Genomic DNA, 17,946 nt, shown 5'->3' with positions numbered 1-17,946 from the left:
GTGGTGTGCTGGCCGTGGGGGCGGCGTTGCACTTCGGTGTCCCAGCTGGTTTCGACCAGGCGCAGGAACGCATCGACCGTGGTGGGTAGCGGTGGCGTGTGATCTGTTGTGCGGCTGGGGTCGTCGTGGTCGTGTTTCCACTGCGCCATCAGGGCGTCCAGGTGTGATTGCAGCGCGGCGTCGAACTTGGCGGCCTCGATGTGGTCGAGTGTGATTCGCCAGCAGCTGCCGTGCTGGCCGGTGACTTTGGTGATCGAGCGTTGCGGTTCTGGCCGGGGTTCGGGTTCGGGTCGTGGTTCGAGTTTGACCGCGGTGCGCAGTTGGTTGACGGTGGCGACTCCGGCCAGTTGGGCGTAGTGCTCATCGGAGCCGTCGGCTGCCCGTTCGGCGATCACGCCGACCTGATCGAGGGAGAAGCGGCCCTCCCGCATGCCTTCGGCGCAGCGGGGGAAGGATTCGAGTCGGTGCGCCACGGTGGCGATGGTGTGGGCGTTGCCCGGTGACACCCCGGTTTTCCAGGCCACCAGCGCTGGGATGGATCGGGCGCCGGTGGAGCCCCACAGTTCGTCGCGTTCGATCTCGGCGATGATGTCGACGATGCGCCCGTCGATCGCGTTGCGCTGACCGGTCAACTCCGCCAACTCCTCGAACAGCACCTCCAGGCGAGCGTCACCACGCGCTGCGACGCCGCTCACCGGTGCCATCGAGGTCATAACCACAGCATGGCAGCAGGGTCCGACAAGTTCAGGCGGCCCGATCGCCCGGGCCGGCGGCAGGTCAGCTGCCGCGCAGCATGTTGATCACCGCGCTGAAGTCCTGCGCGCTGTGTTCGGCGGCGAAGTCGCGGTAGATCTGGGCGGCATGGCTGCCGAGCGGGGCATTGGCACCGGTCGAGGCGACCGCGTCCATCGCCAGGCCCAAGTCCTTGTTCATCAGCGCAGTGGCGAATCCCGGCTCGAAGTCCCGGTTCGCCGGGGAGGTCGGCACCGGGCCCGGGACGGGGCAGTTGGTGTGCAACGCCCAGCAGTTTCCGGTGGCGCCGGTCATCACGTCGAACAGCGCCTGGTCTGCCAGGCCCAGCTTTTCGGCCAGCACGAACGCTTCGGCGACCGCCACCTGCTGCACGGCCAGGACCATGTTGTTGCAGACCTTGGCGGCCTGGCCGGCGCCCGCCGCACCGCAGTGGATGATCTTGGCGGCCATCGGTTCCAACACCGGCGTGGCCCGTGCCACCGCGGCGTCCTCGCCGCCGACCATGAACGCCAACCGCCCCGCGACCGCACCGGTCACTCCGCCGGACACCGGCGCATCGAGCTGGGCGAACCCGTGCGAGCCGGCCAGGGCGTGCACCTCGCGCGCGTCGGACACCGAGATGGTGGAGCTGTCGATGAACAGGGTGTCGGGGGAGGCCGCGGGCAGGATCTCGGCGTAGCAGCTCTTCACCGCGTCCCCGTGCGGAAGCATGGTCACCACGGTGTCGGCTCCGGCGACGGCCTCGGCGCCGCTGGCATGGATGCTCACGCCGTGTTGCTCGGCGGCCGCGGTGGCCGCCGGCGCGGGGTCGTAGCCGCGCACCGTATGCCCGGCGGCGACCAGGTTCGCCGACATCGGCCCACCCATGTGGCCCAGACCGAGAAACGCGACGATTGCCATATGTGCTCCTAAGTGGCCCCGGGGACTCTGACGGGGATTACTGACCGGACCGGACGCGGGCCGCCTCGGCCCGACCGATCACCAACCGCATGATCTCGTTGGTGCCCTCCAGAATGCGGTGAACCCGAAGATCGCGGACGATTTTCTCCAGACCGTATTCACGCAGATACCCGTAGCCGCCGTGCAGTTGCAGGGCCTTGTCGGCGACATCGAAGCACGCGTCGGTGACGTAGCGCTTGGCCATCGCGCACAGCTCGACCTTGTCGGGCGAGTTGTTGTCGAGCGCGGTCGCTGCGCGCCAGAGCAGCAGGCGTGAGGTCTCCAGCGCGGTGGCCATGTCGGCGAGGGTGAACCGGATGGTGGGTTCGTCCAGCAGGGCCTTGCCGAATGCCGTCCGGTCGGCCAGGTAGCTGCCGGTCTTGTCGAACGCCGCCTGGCCGCCGCCCATCGAGCAGGCGGCGATGTTGATCCGGCCGCCGTTGAGGCCGTTCATCGCGATGTTGAACCCGTTGCCGTCGCCGTCCGGGCCACCGAGCATCGCCTCGGCCGGCACCCGCACGCCGTCGAAGATCACCTGTGCGGTGGGTTGGGAGTTCCAGCCCATCTTCTGCTCGGCGGCACCGAAACTCAGTCCCGGCGTGCCCTTTTCGACGATGAAGGTGGATATGCCTCGCGGACCGTCCACGCCGGTCCGGGCCATCACCACGTAGACGTCGGAGACCCCGGCGCCGGAGATGAACTGCTTGACCCCGTCGAGGACGTAATCGTCACCCGAGCGCACCGCGCGGGTGCTCAACGCACTGGCATCCGAGCCCGCGCCGGGCTCGGTGAGGCAGTAGCTGGCCACCGACTCCATCGACGCCAGTCGCGGTACCCAGCTCTTGCGCTGGTCTTCGGTGCCGTAGCTGTCGATCATCCAGGCGCACATGTTGTGGATCGACAGATACGCCGCGATCACCGGGTCGGCGATCGAGAGCTGCTCGAAGATGCGCACCCCGTCCAGGCGGCGCAGCCCGGAGCCGCCGACGTCGTCGCGGCAGTAGATCGCCGCCATCCCCAGCTGGGCGGCTTCGCGCATCACGTCGACCGGAAAGTGGTGGGTGGCATCCCATTCCAGGGCATAGGGGGCCAGCCGCTTGTCGGCGAATGCGGCCGCGGTGTCGACGATCACCCGTTCTTCGTCATCCAAGATCGTGTTCATTGGCCTATTCCATTGTGGGGATGTGGAATTGCGCGCCGTCCTTGATACCCGAGGGCCAACGCTGTGTGACGGTCTTGACCTTGGTGTAGAAGGTGATGGACGCCGTCCCATGCTGGTTGAGGTCGCCGAAGCCGGAACGCTTCCAGCCGCCGAAGGTGTGATAGGCCACCGGAACCGGGATCGGCACATTCACCCCGACCATGCCGACCTGAACCCGGGAGGTGAAGTCGCGGGCGGTGTCGCCGTCCCGGGTGAAGATCGCCACCCCGTTGCCGTACTCGTGTTCGCTCGGCAGTCGCAGTGCTTCCTCGTAGTCGTGAGCGCGCACGATGCACAGCACCGGGCCGAAGATCTCGTCGGTGTAGATCGACATGTCGGTGGTGACATGGTCGAACAGCGTCGGGCCGGCGAAGAAACCGCCGGCCAGATCGGCATCCCCGAACTGCGTGTCGTCACTGGCCCGTTCGCGGCCGTCGATCACCAGCTCGGCGCCGGCGGTGACACCCTGGGCGATGTAGTCGTTGACCCGGTCCAGCGCGGCCCGGGTGACCAGCGGGCCATAGTCGGCCTTGGGGTCCAGACTGTGCCCGACCCGCAGGCCGTTGATTCGCTCCACCAGCCGGGAGCGCAATCGCTCGGCGGTCTGCTCGCCGACGGGGACCGCCACCGAGATCGCCATGCAGCGCTCACCGGCACTGCCGTAACCGGCGCCGATCAGCGCGTCGACGGCTTGGTCCAAGTCGGCGTCGGGCATCACGATCATGTGGTTCTTGGCGCCGCCGAAGCACTGGGCACGCTTGCCGTTGGCCGTGGCCGTCGAGTAGATGTACTGCGCGATGTCGGAGCTGCCCACGAATCCGATGGCGGCGATGCCGGGGTGGTGCAGCAGCGCGTCGACGGCCTCTTTGTCGCCGTGCACCACCTGCAGCACGCCCGGCGGCAGACCGGCTTCGACGAACAGTTCCGCCAGCCGCACCGGTACCGACGGGTCGCGCTCGGACGGCTTGAGAATGAAGGCGTTTCCGCATGCCAGGGCCGGTCCGGCCTGCCACAGCGGAATCATCGCCGGGAAGTTGAACGGGGTGATCCCGGCGACCACGCCCAGCGGCTGGCGCAGGGAGAACACGTCGATGCCCGGGCCGGCCCCCTCGGTGTGCTCGCCCTTGAGCAGGTGCGGGATGCCGACGCAGAATTCGATCACCTCGATGCCGCGCTGAATGTCGCCGCGGGCGTCCTCCAGGGTCTTGCCGTGCTCGCGGGAGAGCAGCTCGGCCAGCTCGTCGACATTGCGGTTCACCAGGTCGATGAAGCGCATCATCACGCGCGCCCGCCGTTGCGGGTTGTGGGCAGCCCAGTCGCGCTGGGCCGCTGCTGCGGAGGCGACCGCGGCGTCGACGTCGGCGGCGTTGGCCAGCGGCAGGGTGGCCTGGACCTCGCCGGTGTTGGGGTCGAAGACGTCCGTGCTGCGCCGCGATGTGCCGGCGACTCGGTGGCCATCGATGAAGTGCGGAATCTGAGTACTCATGCGCCATCCCGTGACAGTGGTGGAGGGCTCGATCGGCCCGCCCCGAGAATACTAGGATGTCCTAGTAATTGCTAGGGGCGTGACCTGGCCGGTCCACGCGAGCTCGCTGGGATCGGCGCCCCCGGGTGATTCCAGCGATCGCGGCAGCAGAAATTGTCGACATCGTCGCGCAGAATTAATTTGCCCCGTCGATTCCGCGCCGCCATTTCGTTTGTCGATTATTGTTGCATTCGGGGGATATCGGCATGGAGGCAACGATATGACGCGGGCGAGGATCATCTGTGCACTGATAACGGCACTCGGCTGGGGTGTGGTCACGCTGGTCCCGGCGGCCCCGGGGTGGGCCGAATCCGATCCGGCCGGCGACTACCTCGCGATCCCGGACGTGATCGCAGGGTCGAGTCCAGATAACTTGGGCCGATGGGAAGTTCGCTATGAGCGCGTCGCCGGCGGTGACCCTGCGGTGGCGGCGTCCATCAACGAGGTCATCGACGCAGAGGCGCGCGGTCAGGTCGCCACCTATGAGCCCAGCGCGACCAAGACCCACCCCTGGACATTCCGGGCCACCGGAACATTGTCATTTCTCCCGCTGACCGTTTCTGAACTGTTCGTCGGTGAATACAACACCGATATGCCGAATATGCCGTTTCACGCGGTGGCCACCCGCGTATTCGACAAGCGCAGTGGAATTCTGATCACCTGGGACAATCTGTTCCTCGACAAATCTGCCGGTCTGGTCCGCCTGGCCGAGCAGACCCAGCAGATCCTGCCCGCCACGTACGCGCCGCCGCGGCAGGGCTGGCAGTTCGGCAACGAGGTGGCGCCGCTCGACATCAACTTCAAGTACTGGATCCCCACCGCCGAGGGCATCGAGCTGCACTTTCCGGACTATCAGTTCGGCCGTGGCCTTGCGGTGATCACCGTGCCCTGGGCGCGGGTGGCCGACCTGATAGCTCCGGAGTTCGCCGGGATCACCGATTCGGACGCGCCACCCGCGGGGTGAAGCAGCCGTGGAAGGTGAGCGGCAGGTGGTGGCGTAGCCGGCCGGTGTAGACCGGTCCGGCGTCGATGTGCCGGGCATCGAATATCGCCAGGGCGGCGCGATTGTTCACCCCGTCCTGGGTGGCCACCAGCAGCCAGCCGTCGTCTTCGTCGGTGGCGCCGGGGCGGGCGGCGAAAACCGCCTCGTGGGGCTGATGGCCATAGGGGAACTGGTGGGTGACCACCGCGCCCGTGGTGTTGTCGATCTTGGCCAGCGCCGTGGGGTAGCTGGTGCCCGCGGCGGATGCCGACAGGTAGGTGTAGCGGTTCGGCCGGCTGGTCCGCAGAATGTTGAATGACGGGAACTCGCCACGGACGTCCGTTATGGGCTCATGGATCACCTTGTCGGACTTTGTGATTCGAAGTCGTAGCAGGGTCCCGCCATAGGATCCGATGTCACTGGCGCGGTCGGTGCTCAAGCTGGAGAGCTGACCGTTGAGCTCTTCCCAGGTCGAGTCGTAGTTCACCAGCTCCACGATGGTGTCGGTGCCGTCTTCGTAGGTGTTGGCCAGGTGCAGGTGCAGCAGCGGATCGGTGTGCAAAACCCGCGGCTTGCCGCCGTCGCGGGGAACCAGCGCGATCATGGTCCCGCGCGACGCGTCGTATTCGATGGCGTCGATGAAATTGCACAGGCCGAACCCGGCGCCCATCAGCTTGGAGGTCGGGAAGACCAGCGGTGGGATCGCAAAGACGATGTGCTTGCTGGTCAGGCCCATGTCGTGGTTGAACATCGCGAAGGGAAGCTTCACCTCGCCCAACCGGTGCAGTTTGCCGGCACGGTCGACCCGGTAGCAGATCAGCTTGGGGAAGGGCACCATCGCCAGGCCGAAGTTGAACATCTCGACGGTGTCCGGATCCCACTTGGGGTGAGCCGAAAATGCGCCCAACCATTTCAGCCCACCATCGAAGTTGTGGATGCCGATGGTGTCGAGCGTGTCGGGGTTGAGTTCGGTGGGCGGGCCGCCTTCCCAGAGGGCCAGCAGCTTGCCGGCCTGCATGACCACGCTGGTGTTGGCCACGTTGGCCGGAAACCGCAGCGCATTGGCGAGCAACCCACCGGGCCGCATGGTCCCCAACGCGCGGTACGGGGCGCCCTTGGAGGTCAGCGACTTGCGGTAGTGCTTGGTCCGGACGTACCTGTTGCGGTAGTGCACCGACCCGTCGGCGATGGAGAACAGCGACAGCATCCCATCGCCGTCGAACAGGTGACCCAGCGCCTGCCCGCCGGCGTCGAGCTTGCCGGCGCCGTTGCGGTACAGCGTGCCTTCCAGGCCCTCCGGCAGCGCGCCGTCGTAATCGTCGATGGTGTAGTCATGCTCTTCGTAAAGCGGTGTGTAGGCGGCGAAGTCGGCGCCGGCCGTGTCGGAGTTGGTCACATTCGGTCCTATCTCTTGGGGTGGGTCGTGGCGGGGTGAACTCGCAGCGTGCAGGACAATCCGGGCAGGTGCGGATCGAACTCGAGCGGCATGGCCGAATTCTTGTCGAACACCTTCTCGCAGGCGGCTTTACAGGCCATCAAACAGGAATGCTCCTGCGCCACACCGGTGTCGGTCGCGGTATGCATGGCGCATTCAGGGATCTCGTACACCAGGGTTCCGTCGACTTCGATGCCGGTCCGCCTGATCGGTCCGACCAGAAAAGTCGCTACCGACACTCCGGTGTCCATGACGGCCGGGTACAGCACGCGAGGGATCAGGCCGACGGTGCCGAAGGCGGGCAGCAGAAAGCGCAGCCACCGCCGCAGGCGGCCGGCCACCGCGTCGGAGACCAACTGCTCGACATCTGCTCTGGGCAGCACCGCCACCAACCCGGTGATGGCCCACTCCAATTCCCGAACGAACTGCCCGTAGCGGCGGCGCCATGATTCACGGGCCGACAGCCGGGTCCCGGGGCGGATTCGCCCGGCGGTCACCGCTTGCCATTCGGCGTCGAGAACCGCGCGATCATCGGCGACCTGGCGCAGTAGCGGTAGCAGCACCGTCTCGGGGATGTCGCCCACCCGGGCCAGCATGGATCGCATGATCGCGTCATCACGTACGGCAGTGAGTCTGTTGTTCATGGCATCTCAACCTTTGCAGCCTTCCACTGACCATCGACCCGCTGCATCGTCATAACTATGCGACTGCGATCGACGCGTGGCTGGAGTATGTCGGTGTTGGTCACGGTCTGGTCGACGAACAACAGCACCTCGACATGATCCCTGGTCGCCGATTTGACTGCCGAGTCGACGACAACACCGCGTCCGGTCGCCTTGCGCGCTACCAGGACCTGGCGCAGCCGGCTGCTGGACTCGCGGTACAGATCTTGGAACTCACCGGTGGCGCCGTCCAGGACGGCCGCGAAGTTGTCGTCCAGGTTGTTGCTGTCGACCGATGTCAGGGTGACGGCGTAGTCCTGCGCCGCCTGCAGGGCCGCCGCGCCGGCGGCCCCGATGTCACGACGGCTCTTGTCCTGCCATCCCAGATAGCCGCAGCACGCCGCCAGCGCGAGAACCAGTACCGTGACGGCGCCACGGGCCAGGAGCGCCGAGCGTGGTGCCGGTGCAGCCTTGCCCCGGGAGCCACCCCCGGCGGCTGTGCCGTCGGCGTCGGGGGGCTTCTCGCGGGCCTCGGGGGCCAGCAACTGGGTGTCCATCTGTCGGTTCCTTGTCAGTTCCATGGAATGCCTTGGCGGTGCGGTTCGGACTCCGGCGGCATCACCGGCCCGCCATAGGGCAGCGGAATCGTGTGGGGACCCACCGGGGTCGGGTCGGTGCGGCGCAGCGGATCCCATCCGGGCGGTGGACCCGCGGTGTCGTCGCCAGGCGGACGCGGCGCGTTGCGGGCGCCGCGGACAAGCAGTCCCGGGTCGTCGTTGAGGCAGTAGGTGTGCAGATAAGGTTCCGGATAGTTGGGGATGAACGGCACGTCGCGGGGGTGCGGGTAGTCGCAGATATAGCGCGGATAGATGTCGGCGATCGCCCAGATGCCACCGCCGTGCATCAGGCCGGCAACGCCGTCGAGCAGCGGCGGCCGGTCGTCGCGGAACAGTTGCCGAAGAGCCGGTACCCGGACATAGGACAGTTGCGCGACGGTGGTCAGATTCCCCAGCAACTGCACCATGGTCTCGGAGTTCTCGTCGAGCACCCGATCGACGGTGGCCAGCGCGCCCGGGGTGTCTTCCAGCAGGCGGCGCACCCCGGCGTCCTTGCCGGCGACACCGGCCAACGTGGCGCCCAGATTGTCGGCGATGGCACGCATTGCGCCGGAACCGTCGTCGAAGATCTTGAACACGGTGCGGCTGCCGCGCAGCAGCGCCATGGTCTGGGGCAGCACACCGTCCAGGGTGGAGATGAGCAGTCGGCTGCCGGCGAGCAGCGCACGCAGCTTCTCCGGGCCCTGGTCGCTGACCCCGAGCTCATCCAGAACCGCCTTGAGCTGGACCGGATCGGTCTGTGCCAGCAGGCCGTCGATGTTGCCCAGCAGGCGCCAGATCGGTATCGGGGTACTCGCCTGCGACCTGCCGATCACGGTCCCATCGGTGAGCAGAGGGCCGCCGGTTTCGGTGGGCTCGAAATTGAGGTACTGCTCACCGGCCGGCGACAGGCCCGAAACCCGCACAGCGGTGCCTTCCTTCGGGATTCGGGCTCGCGCGTCGATCCGGGCGACGGCGCGCACACCATCGTCGGTGAAGTCAACGGAGTCCACGCGCCCGACCGGCACGCCCCGCAGCGTGACGTCCTGATTGGCCAGCAGGCCGCCGGACTCGTCCAACTGCACGACCACCGTCATCTGATCGCCGAATGGGTTGTCGCGCAGCGCCCCGAACAGCAGATAGGCAACCCCGACAGCGACCAGGGCGATCTGCGCGATCCCGGAGATGAGTAACCGGCGCGCCATCGCGAAGCGGACCGACCGGAGGATCACGGCGGCGACGGGTTCGACGAGATTCATTGGGGCGGCCCCCAGATCCGACCGCGATCGGTTCCCCACACCCGGTCGCCCAACTGGGTGATGACGTACCGCAGCGATCCGACCAGATTGTCCCAATCGGCCCACTTGGGTCCGTGGAACTCCGGATCGCCCAGGTGGTTCTTGTCCGGGATGTGGCCGAGCGCCAACTGCTGCAGGTCGACATCGGAGTGAGACGCGTTGGCGCTGAACAGCTTCAGCACCGGAGGCAGGACCCGCACGAAGTTGTCCATGGTGACCCGCGGATCCACCGCGGTGTCGTTGAAGGCGCGGGACAGCTCGTTCATGTCGTGAATCAGGCTGCGGGTGTCGACGCCGGCAATCGAGGGAAAGCGTTGCAGCTGGTCGGTGATCGCGCCCATCTGGTTCATCAGGGTGACGATGGTGTCGGTGTGGTCGGCGACCACGCCCAGCGCCGGCGCCGACGAACCCAGCACCTCGTTGATCGAGTCGCGCCGGCCGTTGAGGGTCTCGGCCAGCGCGGTGGTCTGCTGCATCACCGCGCGGATGTCGTCGCTGCGCGCCGACATGGTGGTCACCAGGCTGCGCGATTCGCGGATCATTGCGGCCAGGCCCTCACCCTCGCGGCCCACCGCGGATCCCACGCCGTTGAGCACCCGGGTGAGATTGCCGATCACTCCGCCGTTGACCAGCATCGACGTCGATGCCAGCACCTCCTCGACCGTCGCGGCTGCCTGCGTCGCCGACATGGGGATGCTGTCGCCCGAACGCAGCACTTCCGTCGGGCCGGCTGCCTCGGGCGGTCGAAGCGCGACGAAGATGTCACCCAGCGGGGTGGCCGAGCGCAACTCGGCGGTGGTTCCCACGGGGAGACGGACATCGGCGCGGACTCGCATGTCCACCACGGCCGTGTAGTCCTTGGCCGTCATCGACACCACCTCGCCGACATCGGCGCCCCCGAGCCGGACCTTGGCCCGATCCGGCAGGTTGAGAGCGTTGGAGAACACCGCGTTGAGGTGGTAGCTGTCTCCACCGATACCCGGTGCGGGCAAGGGCAGTTGTTCCACGCCGACCGAACAGCCGGTCAGAGCCATGGCCGCCGCGGCAACCGGCAGAGCGATGAGTCGACGTCCGATCACTGGCCCAGCCTCGTCATCGCCTCGAGCACGGACGTGACACCGAAATCCGGACCGAGATCCCGGATCGTGCCGGTGCGGCACCCCAATTGGCGCAGTCCCAGGATGTTGCACACCTCTTTGGTCATGGAACTGTCGAAGAACACCGAGTCGAAGTGCGCCCCCACCCGCAGCATGCCGTTGTCGGTGTCCATCGCATTGACCACGTTGTCGATGGCCAGCGGCGCGACGTCGAACACCTCCGAGAGTTCACGGCGGTAGTCGACCAGGGCCTTGGTCAGCGCGTTGCTGCTGCGCAGTGTCGCCGCCAGGTTGTCGCCGTTGTCGGTAAGCAGGGAGTTGACCTGCTGGAGAACCTGGTTCAGCGAGCGTCCTGTTGAGCCTCGCCCGATGCCCTCCTGGGCGGCGATGTCACTGAGTGCCCGGACGTCTGCTCCGAAGGCGCGCACCACGTCCTGGTTCTGGGCTGCCGCGTCGGTGATTCTGCCCAGATTGGCGATGATGGCCGTGATGTTCTGCCGGGTGGCCTGCCCGTCGTCGTCCCCGGTGCGTAACGCTTCGGAGAGCTGGCCCAGGGCCGCCTTGATCTGCTTTCCGCTGGTCGTCGTGATCTCCGATGTCGCGGTGAGGATGTCGGCCATCGGTCCGCCACCGTGGCCGTCGCCGCCCAGTGCCGTGCCGAGCTTGTCGACCATCTTGAGCACGCGATCGAACTCGATCGGGGTCTTGGTCCGCTCCAGCCCCAGGGTGGTCCCGTCCGCCAGCACGGGACCGCCGGAGTACGGCGGAGTCAGCTCGACGTGGCGGTCGGTGAGGATGGACGTCCCCACCGTCACCGCCTGGACGTCGGCGGGCAGCGGAACGTTCGCATCGACGTCGAGAACCACTTCGACATAGGTGCTGTGGGGTCTGATCGACGCCACCTGGCCCACCGGCATGCCCAGCACCGCGACGGTGTTGCCGGTGTAGAGACCGATGACATTGTCGAAATGGGCGACGATGGTGAGCTGACCGGTTCCCGCGGCCGGGCGCAGGGTGTATCCCGCGCCGAGAACCATGGCCGCGGCGGCCACGATGATTGCCACGATGACGGTTCGCCTGGTCATTCGCAGTCCTTGAAGTACTGGTAGCGCTCGGGCCACTTGAACTGCTCGGCGCGCCCGCTGATGGCGCACATCCAGGAATCCACCAGCAGGCCACCGGGCAGAGCGAAGTCGAGGAACGGTCCGGATCCGGTGGCGTTGGCCACGTTTCGCATCGACAGCGGCAACGTCTGGAACAGGTTGCGGAGCAGGTCGTCGTGGTCGCCCACCATCGCGGTGACCTGGCGGATGTCGCGCAGCAGCTGATCGAGTTGCGTGTGGTTGCCGACCGTGATGTCGCGGGCGGTGGTGACCAGCGTTGTCGCGGCATCCATCAGCTGCCGCACGGCGTCGCGCCGTGCCGTGATCTCGCCGAACAGCTGCTGTCCCTGGCTGACCAGGGCGGCGAGGTCGGCCCGCTGACCGCCCAGGATCTCGGCCAGCTCAGCGGTGCTGCGCAGCAGTCCGGCGATCTGGCCACGACGGTCGGAGATGACCTGCGACAGGTTCTGCACGTTGGCCAGCGCGTCGGGAAGAATCGACGGGACATCGCGCAGCTGGGCGGCCGTCAGCTGCATGGACTGCGCGAAGCGCTCTGCGTCGACTTCTTCGAAGGTGTTGGTGGAGTCCTGCAGCAGCCGCTGCAGGTCGTAGGGGACGCTGGTGCGTGCCAGCGGAATTCGTCTGCCGTCGAGGCGTCCCTCACCGGCCGGTTTCAATTCGACGTATCGCGATCCCAACACCGTGGTCAGCTTGATAGCCGCCCGGGTCTGCGACCCCAAGACCACATCGTGGCGAATCTTCATCGAGACGACCACGTGGTCGCCGGCCAGCTCGGTGGCTTCGACCGTGCCGACCGGGACGCCGGCGATGCTGACTTCGTCGCCGGAACGAATGCTGGCAGCCTGCCGGAAATCCGCGTAGTAGGTGGTCTTGCCGATGTTCAGGGTGGTCAGCAGTGTCAGCGCCGCGATCATCGCCGTCAGCGCCAGCACCGCGACGGTGCCCAGCCAGGCCTGGCTGAGGTCTTCCAGGGTGCGCCTTCTGCTGCGCTGTGCACTCACTGCGGTCACCTGCACTGCGCCGAGTACTTGCGCCACCCACCCGGGGTCGCGGCGTTGATGATGCTGGGCACGATCGGTTTGAGGAAGTTGAACAGGGTGAAGTTGAAGTCGCACGCTTGGGCGCTCATGGCGGTGCTGTCGCCGGTGATACGAGCCAACCCCTTGAGCACGGCGGGCAGGTTGGCGCCCATGGTGGCCCACTGATCCTGGCGGGCAACCATAGTCGCGAGGAATCCCGGCTCGCGGTCGAGCATGTCCTGCAAGTCCGGGCGCACCGTGGTGAGGATCCCGGAGAGCCGGCCGACCACTGTCGATATGGAACCCGTCGCCGAGATCAACTCGTCGCGGTGGGAATTGAGTCCCGCGACAACTGCCCGAACCTGCGACAAGGTGGTCTGCAGAGCGCCGCCCTGATCGGCCAGGTTCTGGGTGACTGCGCCCAGACTGGTGATGAGCTGCCCCAGCAGGTCATCGGGGCCGGCCAGGGACTGCGCCAGCCGAGAGGTCTCGCTGATCAGCACCGCAAGTGAATTCGTATCGCCCTGCAGCGCCTTGATCAGCGCGTTGGACAGGTTTCCCCGATTCTCGGTGTCCAGCAGTGTGAACAACGGCTCGAATCCGTTGAGCAGGTGGGTCACATCGAACGACGGCTCGGTGTGTTCCACCGGAATGGTCGCGCCGTCGGCCAGCACCTCCGCCGCGCCGAAATCGGCGAGGGTCAGGCCGAGATAGCGCTGCCCAATGATGTTCTGGTACAACACGGAGACTTTGGTGTTGCCGTAGACCGGCTGGTCGCGCTGGACTCGGAACCGCACTCTTGCGTGGTCACGATCCAAGTCGACCGAGTCCACCCGCCCCACCCGCACCCCGGCCATGCGCACGTCGGATCCGGGGCGCAGCCCGGTGACATCGGTGAACATGGCGGTGAAGCTGTTGGTGGGTCCGTTCACGTCGCGGCGCAGGGTGACCAGGATGGTCCAGGTGAGCGAGAAGCACACGACGAGAAAGGCGGCCAGCCACGCCAGCTGCCTGCGGTGGGCCGTCACGGTGCACCGCCCGGCTCGAATGTCGGCTCAGGAGTGGGAGTCCCGGCAGGAGCGAGCAGCACCTGGTCTGCGGCGTTGGCGGGCTGGGGAAGGGTGATGCCCGGCGGGGGAGTGTAGCTGCGGGGGTCCGGGATGCCGTGGGTGTCGACCACCGGGGTCGTCTCGGGAGCGGTCTCGCAGCTGGGCCCGCGCAGCTCCCCGTACATCGGGCAGTCGCTGCGGGTATATAACCGCAGCGGAGCCAGTGCCACCACCAACTTGAAGCTGAAGCTGAGCTTGGTGCCGGTGCGGGTCCACAGCTCGTCGAAGAAGTTGTTGACCACGTTGTTGATACCCACGGCGATGGCCGGGAATTTCCCCGCGCTGTCTGCCAGCACACCGACGACCGGGGTCATCTGGGTGCCGATCGCCACCAGCTCGTCGGTGTGGTGATCCACCGCGGTGCGCATGGTGCCGACGGTGTGCTGTGCGCCGGTCAGCAGATCATGCAGGGCCGCCTGCTTTTCGGCGATCGTGCGCATCGGAATCACGGCATGGTGCAGTGAATCCAGCAGTTCGGGTGCGGTGTCACGCAGCGCCGCGACGGCTGATTCCCAGGTGTGCAGCGTGGCCGGCGCGTCGTCTTCGGCGCTGAGTTGGTTCATCTCGGCCACGATGCGGTTGAGTCCCTGTGCCGCCGAGTTCAGCGCGGGTCCCTGGCCTGCGGTGGCGTCGGCCAGCAGGCGGAACAGGCCCAGGGTGTGTCCGTTGTCGGGGCGGGCCGTGGCGGCGACGAGTTCGCGCAACCTGGCCAGTGTGTTCTGAAACAGTTGGGTCGGCAGGGTCTGGTCTTCGGCGATCACGTCGCCGCTGCGCAGCACCGGGGCGGGTCCATTGTCGACAAGCTGCACGGACGAGACCGCAAAGGCGTTGCTGGGCACGATTCGTGCGGTGACGGTCTTGGGGATTCCCTGCGCCCGAGCCGGTTTCAGGTCGAGGTGCACCACGTTGGGGGCGTCACCGGCGGCCGGTATCACCTCGCGCACCGCGCCGACCAGCACGCCGCGGAACTTCACATCGGATTTGGGTGGCAGGCCGTCACCGACGCTGGCCAATACCGCGGTGACCTCTACCCGCGGGTCCAGTTTTCCCTGGGACTTCTCCAGCAGCAGCCAGCCGACCAAGACGCAGACCAGCACAAAGCTCAGGCCGCTGGCCACCAGAGCGGGGGTTGAGGGGCCTCGCCCGTCGAAGTCGAACTGGTTCGGCATCTATCCACCCAGCCGTCCGCCGGCGTCGATCCCCCAGAAGGCCATGGTGAGAAGCATGTTGACGCTGACCATGATGGTGATGCTGGCGCGCATGGCCCGGCCCGCCGCAATGCCGACGCCGCGGGGTCCGCCGGTGGCGTAGAAACCGTAGTAGCACTGCAGAGTCGACATGACCGCCACGAAGATCGCGACCTTGATCACCGCAAAGACCATGTCCTGCGCGGCCAGCATCAGCCCGAAGTAATGCAGGTAGGTGCCCGAAGCCTGCCCGCTGACCATGAAGATGACCAACTGGCAGACCAGGAAGTTCAGGCACAGGCAGACCACGAACAGGGGCACCACCGCCAGCGCTGAGGCCAGTACCCGGGTGGTCACCAGGTAGGGGATGGGCCGGATGGCCAGCGACTCCAGTGCGTCGATCTCCTCGGAGATCCGCATCGCACCCAGTTGTGCGGTGAATCGGCATCCCGCCTGGATCGCGAAGCTCAGTGCCGCCATCATCGGGGCGATTTCGCGCACCGTCGCCAGCGCGGTGATCAACCCGGTTGCAGGTCCCAGGCCGAGCAGGTTGAGGGCGTTGTAGCCCTCGATCGCGACCACCGCCCCGCCCGCGGCGCCGTTGAGCAGGACCACCGCCGCGGTGCCCCCGCCCACGACGATCGACCCGTTGCCCCACGTCACGTCCGACAACAGCCGGAAGAACTCCCGCGGATAGCGGCGCAGGACCAGGGGTATGCCCGCCAGCGTCCGGAAGAAGAACGTCACCATGTGCCCGATTCGGGCGGCCTGAGTCACCGGCGCGTCGACGACGGCGAGCACGGGGCGCACACCGGTGGGGATGAATGTCGTGGTGGCCATGGCTTCAGAAGCTGGTCTTCGGGAACAGCACCAGATACATCTGGCTCATCACGACGTTGGTCAACAGCAGCAGCAGAATCGATTGCACCACCGCGGCGTTCACCGAGTTCGCCACTCCGGCCGGGCCGCCGCGGGTGTCCAGGCCCTTGTAGCTGGAGATGATCGCCACGATGACACCGAACACCACCGCTTTGAGCAGCGTCAGGATCAGATCATCGACCGTCGCGAACGACGAGAATGTCGCCGTGTAACTACCCGGTGTGCCGCCCTGCAACACCACGGTGAAGGCATAGCCGGCCAGGAACCCGATGAAGCAGGTGAATCCGGTGAGGGCGACGGCGACCAGGACGCTGGCCACCAGACGAGGAACCACCAGGCGGCGGATCACCGAGACCCCCATGACCTCCATGGCCTCGGTCTCTTCCCGAATGGCGCGCGATCCCAGGTCTGCTCCCGTCGCCGATCCCACCGCCGCCGCCATCAGCACCGCAGCCACCAGTGGTGCGCCCTGCCGGATCACCGCCAGGCCGTTGGCCGCACCGGCCAGCGATGTGGCACCGAGCTGGCCTGCCAGCAGGCTGAATTGGATGGCCAGCGTGACGCTCAGGGGCACCGCCACGAACATCGTCGGCACGATCGCGGTGCGCGCCATGAAACTGGCCTGTTCGATGAACTCGGTGAACGGGAAGCGGCCGCGGACGATGTCGACGAACAGATATTGGATGGCCCGGACCGCCAGCACGCATTGGCCGCCCACCGTGCGCAGGGCTGTCACCGGATGGCGGTCGAGGTAACCCTTCGACCACCGCCCGATGGCCCGGATCGCCGGGTTGCGTGCGTCATCGAGTTCCGGAGCCTGCACCGTGATCGGCTGCCTGTCAGGCGCGTTCGAAGATCAGGGAGAGCCGCGTGAAGCCGCGGAGCATGAAGCTGGGCTCGTAGGTGAAGTCGTTGTCCGGCGCGAATCGGATGGCGCTGAATCGGCGGGCCAGCTCCTGGAATGCGATGCCGGCCTCCAGTCGCACCAGCGGCGCCCCGAGACAGGCGTGGATGCCCTGGCCCAACGCCAGATGACTCCTCGCGTTGTCGCGCTCCGGGTTGAACTCGTCGGCCCGGTCGAACCAGGATTCGTCGCGGTTGGCCGAGGTGAACGCCAACACCACCAGGGCGCCTGCCGGGATGGTGTAGCCGCCCAGTGTGGTCTCGGCGGTCGTGATCCGGAACATGCTGGCGACCGGGCTCATGTAGCGCAGGGCCTCTTCGGTGAACGCCTCGACGCGCTCGGTGGGGTTCTCCCGCAACCAGTCCCACCACTTGGGCTCTTGGGCTGCCATGTGCAGTGTGCTGGTCACCAGCTTGGTGGTGGTCTCGTTGCCGGCGATCAGCAGCTGCTGGATGATGCTCAGGCAGGCCGCGGTGCTCAGTGGTTCGTCGCCGTCGGAGGCATTGGAGGCGTTGACCAGTCCGGTGATCAGATCGCCGCGAGGATTGGCCCGCCGGTCATCGAGCTCTGCGGCGAAGTAGCGCTGGAACTCCAACATGCCGCGGGCTTGATCGAGGCGGCCGGCATCGTCGAGTTCGGCGCCGACCGTGGCGGCGAACTGGTCCGACCATCGCTTGAAATCATCGATGCGGTCGTCGGGAACGTTGAGAATGTGGGCGATGATCCGCAGCGGCAACGGCGCGGAGAAGGCGGGAATGATGTCGACCGGCTCTCCGGCGGGGAGCTGGTCGGCGACTTCGTTGGCGATGCGGCGGATGGCCGGTTCCTGCTGGCTGATCAGGCGGGGCGTGAAGGCCCTGGCCACCATTCGCCGGTAGTAGTGATGCTCCGGCGGGTCGGCGGTGAGCAGCGTCGGTACCGGTGGCCAGCCCTCGGCCTCGATCTCGGCGACCTGGGCGGCGATCGACTCCGGTGCCGGAAGTTGCGGAAGTCCGAACTTCGACGAGAACACCTCGTGGTTGCTCAGCGCTTCGGCGACCAGTTCGCGTGAGGTGACGAACCACATGCCGCGGCTGGCCGCAAAGTGCACCGGTGCCTCGTTGCGCAGCGTCTCGTACCACGGGTGGGGACACTGCAGCGTCTGCGGCGCCAGGGGGTCGAAATCGCTGACGGGGCACCGGGCCGCCGACTCGGAAGTTGTCTCGCTCAACGCGGCCTCCAGGGGCTTTTCGCAGC

At 66.8% G+C, this 17,946-nt stretch carries 17 protein-coding genes; 1 reads left to right on the top strand and 16 read right to left on the bottom strand.

The window, feature by feature from the left end:
- The 4 genes from AWC18_RS08280 to AWC18_RS08265 form a co-directional block, all read right to left on the bottom strand.
- A partial coding sequence (locus AWC18_RS08280; RefSeq protein ID WP_133054989.1) for a DUF222 domain-containing protein occupies positions 1-713 on the bottom strand: 713 nt, incomplete at its 3' end.
- A gap of 64 nt (positions 714-777) precedes the next feature.
- Entirely contained in the window at positions 778-1,653 is an 876-nt protein-coding gene (mmsB, locus tag AWC18_RS08275; RefSeq protein WP_085138376.1) for a 3-hydroxyisobutyrate dehydrogenase, read from the bottom strand.
- A gap of 37 nt (positions 1,654-1,690) precedes the next feature.
- On the bottom strand, positions 1,691-2,854 hold the full coding sequence (locus AWC18_RS08270; RefSeq protein WP_064997084.1) for an isobutyryl-CoA dehydrogenase: 1,164 nt from the start codon (positions 2,852-2,854) through the stop codon (positions 1,691-1,693).
- A gap of 4 nt (positions 2,855-2,858) precedes the next feature.
- A complete protein-coding gene (locus AWC18_RS08265) occupies positions 2,859-4,379 on the bottom strand; it encodes a CoA-acylating methylmalonate-semialdehyde dehydrogenase (protein ID WP_085138375.1) in 1,521 nt (506 codons plus the stop codon).
- Between the two features lie 259 nt (positions 4,380-4,638).
- Here AWC18_RS08265 and AWC18_RS08260 point away from each other — a divergent pair, with 259 nt between their 5' ends.
- Positions 4,639-5,382 carry an RsiV family protein gene (locus AWC18_RS08260; protein WP_234784388.1) on the top strand — a complete coding sequence of 248 codons (744 nt, stop codon included), beginning with the start codon at positions 4,639-4,641 and terminating at the stop codon, positions 5,380-5,382.
- Here the strand turns inward: AWC18_RS08260 and AWC18_RS08255 are convergent.
- From AWC18_RS08255 to AWC18_RS08200, 12 genes are read right to left on the bottom strand one after another with little or no spacing between them, the layout of a single operon-like run.
- Positions 5,351-6,796 (bottom strand): carotenoid oxygenase family protein, encoded by a 1,446-nt coding sequence (locus AWC18_RS08255; protein WP_234806465.1) that lies wholly within the window; start codon positions 6,794-6,796, stop codon positions 5,351-5,353. The genes AWC18_RS08260 and AWC18_RS08255 overlap by 32 nt on opposite strands.
- A gap of 8 nt (positions 6,797-6,804) precedes the next feature.
- Entirely contained in the window at positions 6,805-7,479 is a 675-nt protein-coding gene (locus tag AWC18_RS08250) for a hypothetical protein (RefSeq protein ID WP_085138373.1), read from the bottom strand.
- Positions 7,476-8,054, bottom strand: coding sequence for an Rv1363c family protein (locus AWC18_RS08245; protein WP_085138372.1), 579 nt, complete (start codon positions 8,052-8,054; stop codon positions 7,476-7,478). Before AWC18_RS08245 ends, AWC18_RS08250 begins: the two co-directional genes overlap by 4 nt.
- A gap of 14 nt (positions 8,055-8,068) precedes the next feature.
- Positions 8,069-9,352: an MlaD family protein gene (locus AWC18_RS08240; protein WP_085138371.1), complete on the bottom strand. Its 1,284-nt coding sequence runs from the start codon at positions 9,350-9,352 to the stop codon at positions 8,069-8,071.
- Positions 9,349-10,470, bottom strand: a complete 1,122-nt coding sequence (locus tag AWC18_RS08235) for an MlaD family protein (RefSeq protein ID WP_085138370.1) — start codon at positions 10,468-10,470, stop codon at positions 9,349-9,351. The genes AWC18_RS08240 and AWC18_RS08235 overlap by 4 nt, the downstream gene beginning before the upstream one ends.
- On the bottom strand, positions 10,467-11,573 hold the full coding sequence (locus AWC18_RS08230; protein WP_085138369.1) for an MCE family protein: 1,107 nt from the start codon (positions 11,571-11,573) through the stop codon (positions 10,467-10,469). Before AWC18_RS08230 ends, AWC18_RS08235 begins: the two co-directional genes overlap by 4 nt.
- Positions 11,570-12,613 (bottom strand): MCE family protein, encoded by a 1,044-nt coding sequence (locus tag AWC18_RS08225; protein WP_133054988.1) that lies wholly within the window; start codon positions 12,611-12,613, stop codon positions 11,570-11,572. The genes AWC18_RS08230 and AWC18_RS08225 overlap by 4 nt, the downstream gene beginning before the upstream one ends.
- Before the next feature lie 5 nt (positions 12,614-12,618).
- Positions 12,619-13,659, bottom strand: coding sequence for an MCE family protein (locus AWC18_RS08220; RefSeq protein WP_109560024.1), 1,041 nt, complete (start codon positions 13,657-13,659; stop codon positions 12,619-12,621).
- Complete coding sequence (locus tag AWC18_RS08215) at positions 13,656-14,909, bottom strand: MCE family protein (RefSeq protein ID WP_085138368.1); 1,254 nt, start codon at positions 14,907-14,909, stop codon at positions 13,656-13,658. Before AWC18_RS08215 ends, AWC18_RS08220 begins: the two co-directional genes overlap by 4 nt.
- The gene (locus AWC18_RS08210; RefSeq protein ID WP_085138367.1) at positions 14,910-15,767 is read right to left on the bottom strand and encodes an ABC transporter permease; all 858 of its coding nucleotides are present in this window, start codon (positions 15,765-15,767) and stop codon (positions 14,910-14,912) included.
- 4 nt (positions 15,768-15,771) lie between these two features.
- Positions 15,772-16,635, bottom strand: a complete 864-nt coding sequence (locus AWC18_RS08205) for an MlaE family ABC transporter permease (RefSeq protein WP_085138366.1) — start codon at positions 16,633-16,635, stop codon at positions 15,772-15,774.
- A 10-nt stretch (positions 16,636-16,645) separates the two neighbouring features.
- Positions 16,646-17,920, bottom strand: a complete 1,275-nt coding sequence (locus tag AWC18_RS08200) for a cytochrome P450 (protein WP_085138365.1) — start codon at positions 17,918-17,920, stop codon at positions 16,646-16,648.
- Positions 17,921-17,946 lie beyond the last annotated feature (26 nt).

The sequence above is a fragment of the Mycolicibacter nonchromogenicus genome, from assembly GCF_002101775.1.
Lineage (GTDB): Bacteria > Actinomycetota > Actinomycetes > Mycobacteriales > Mycobacteriaceae > Mycobacterium > Mycobacterium nonchromogenicum.
This window is presented reverse-complemented; position numbering and strand designations above follow the sequence as displayed.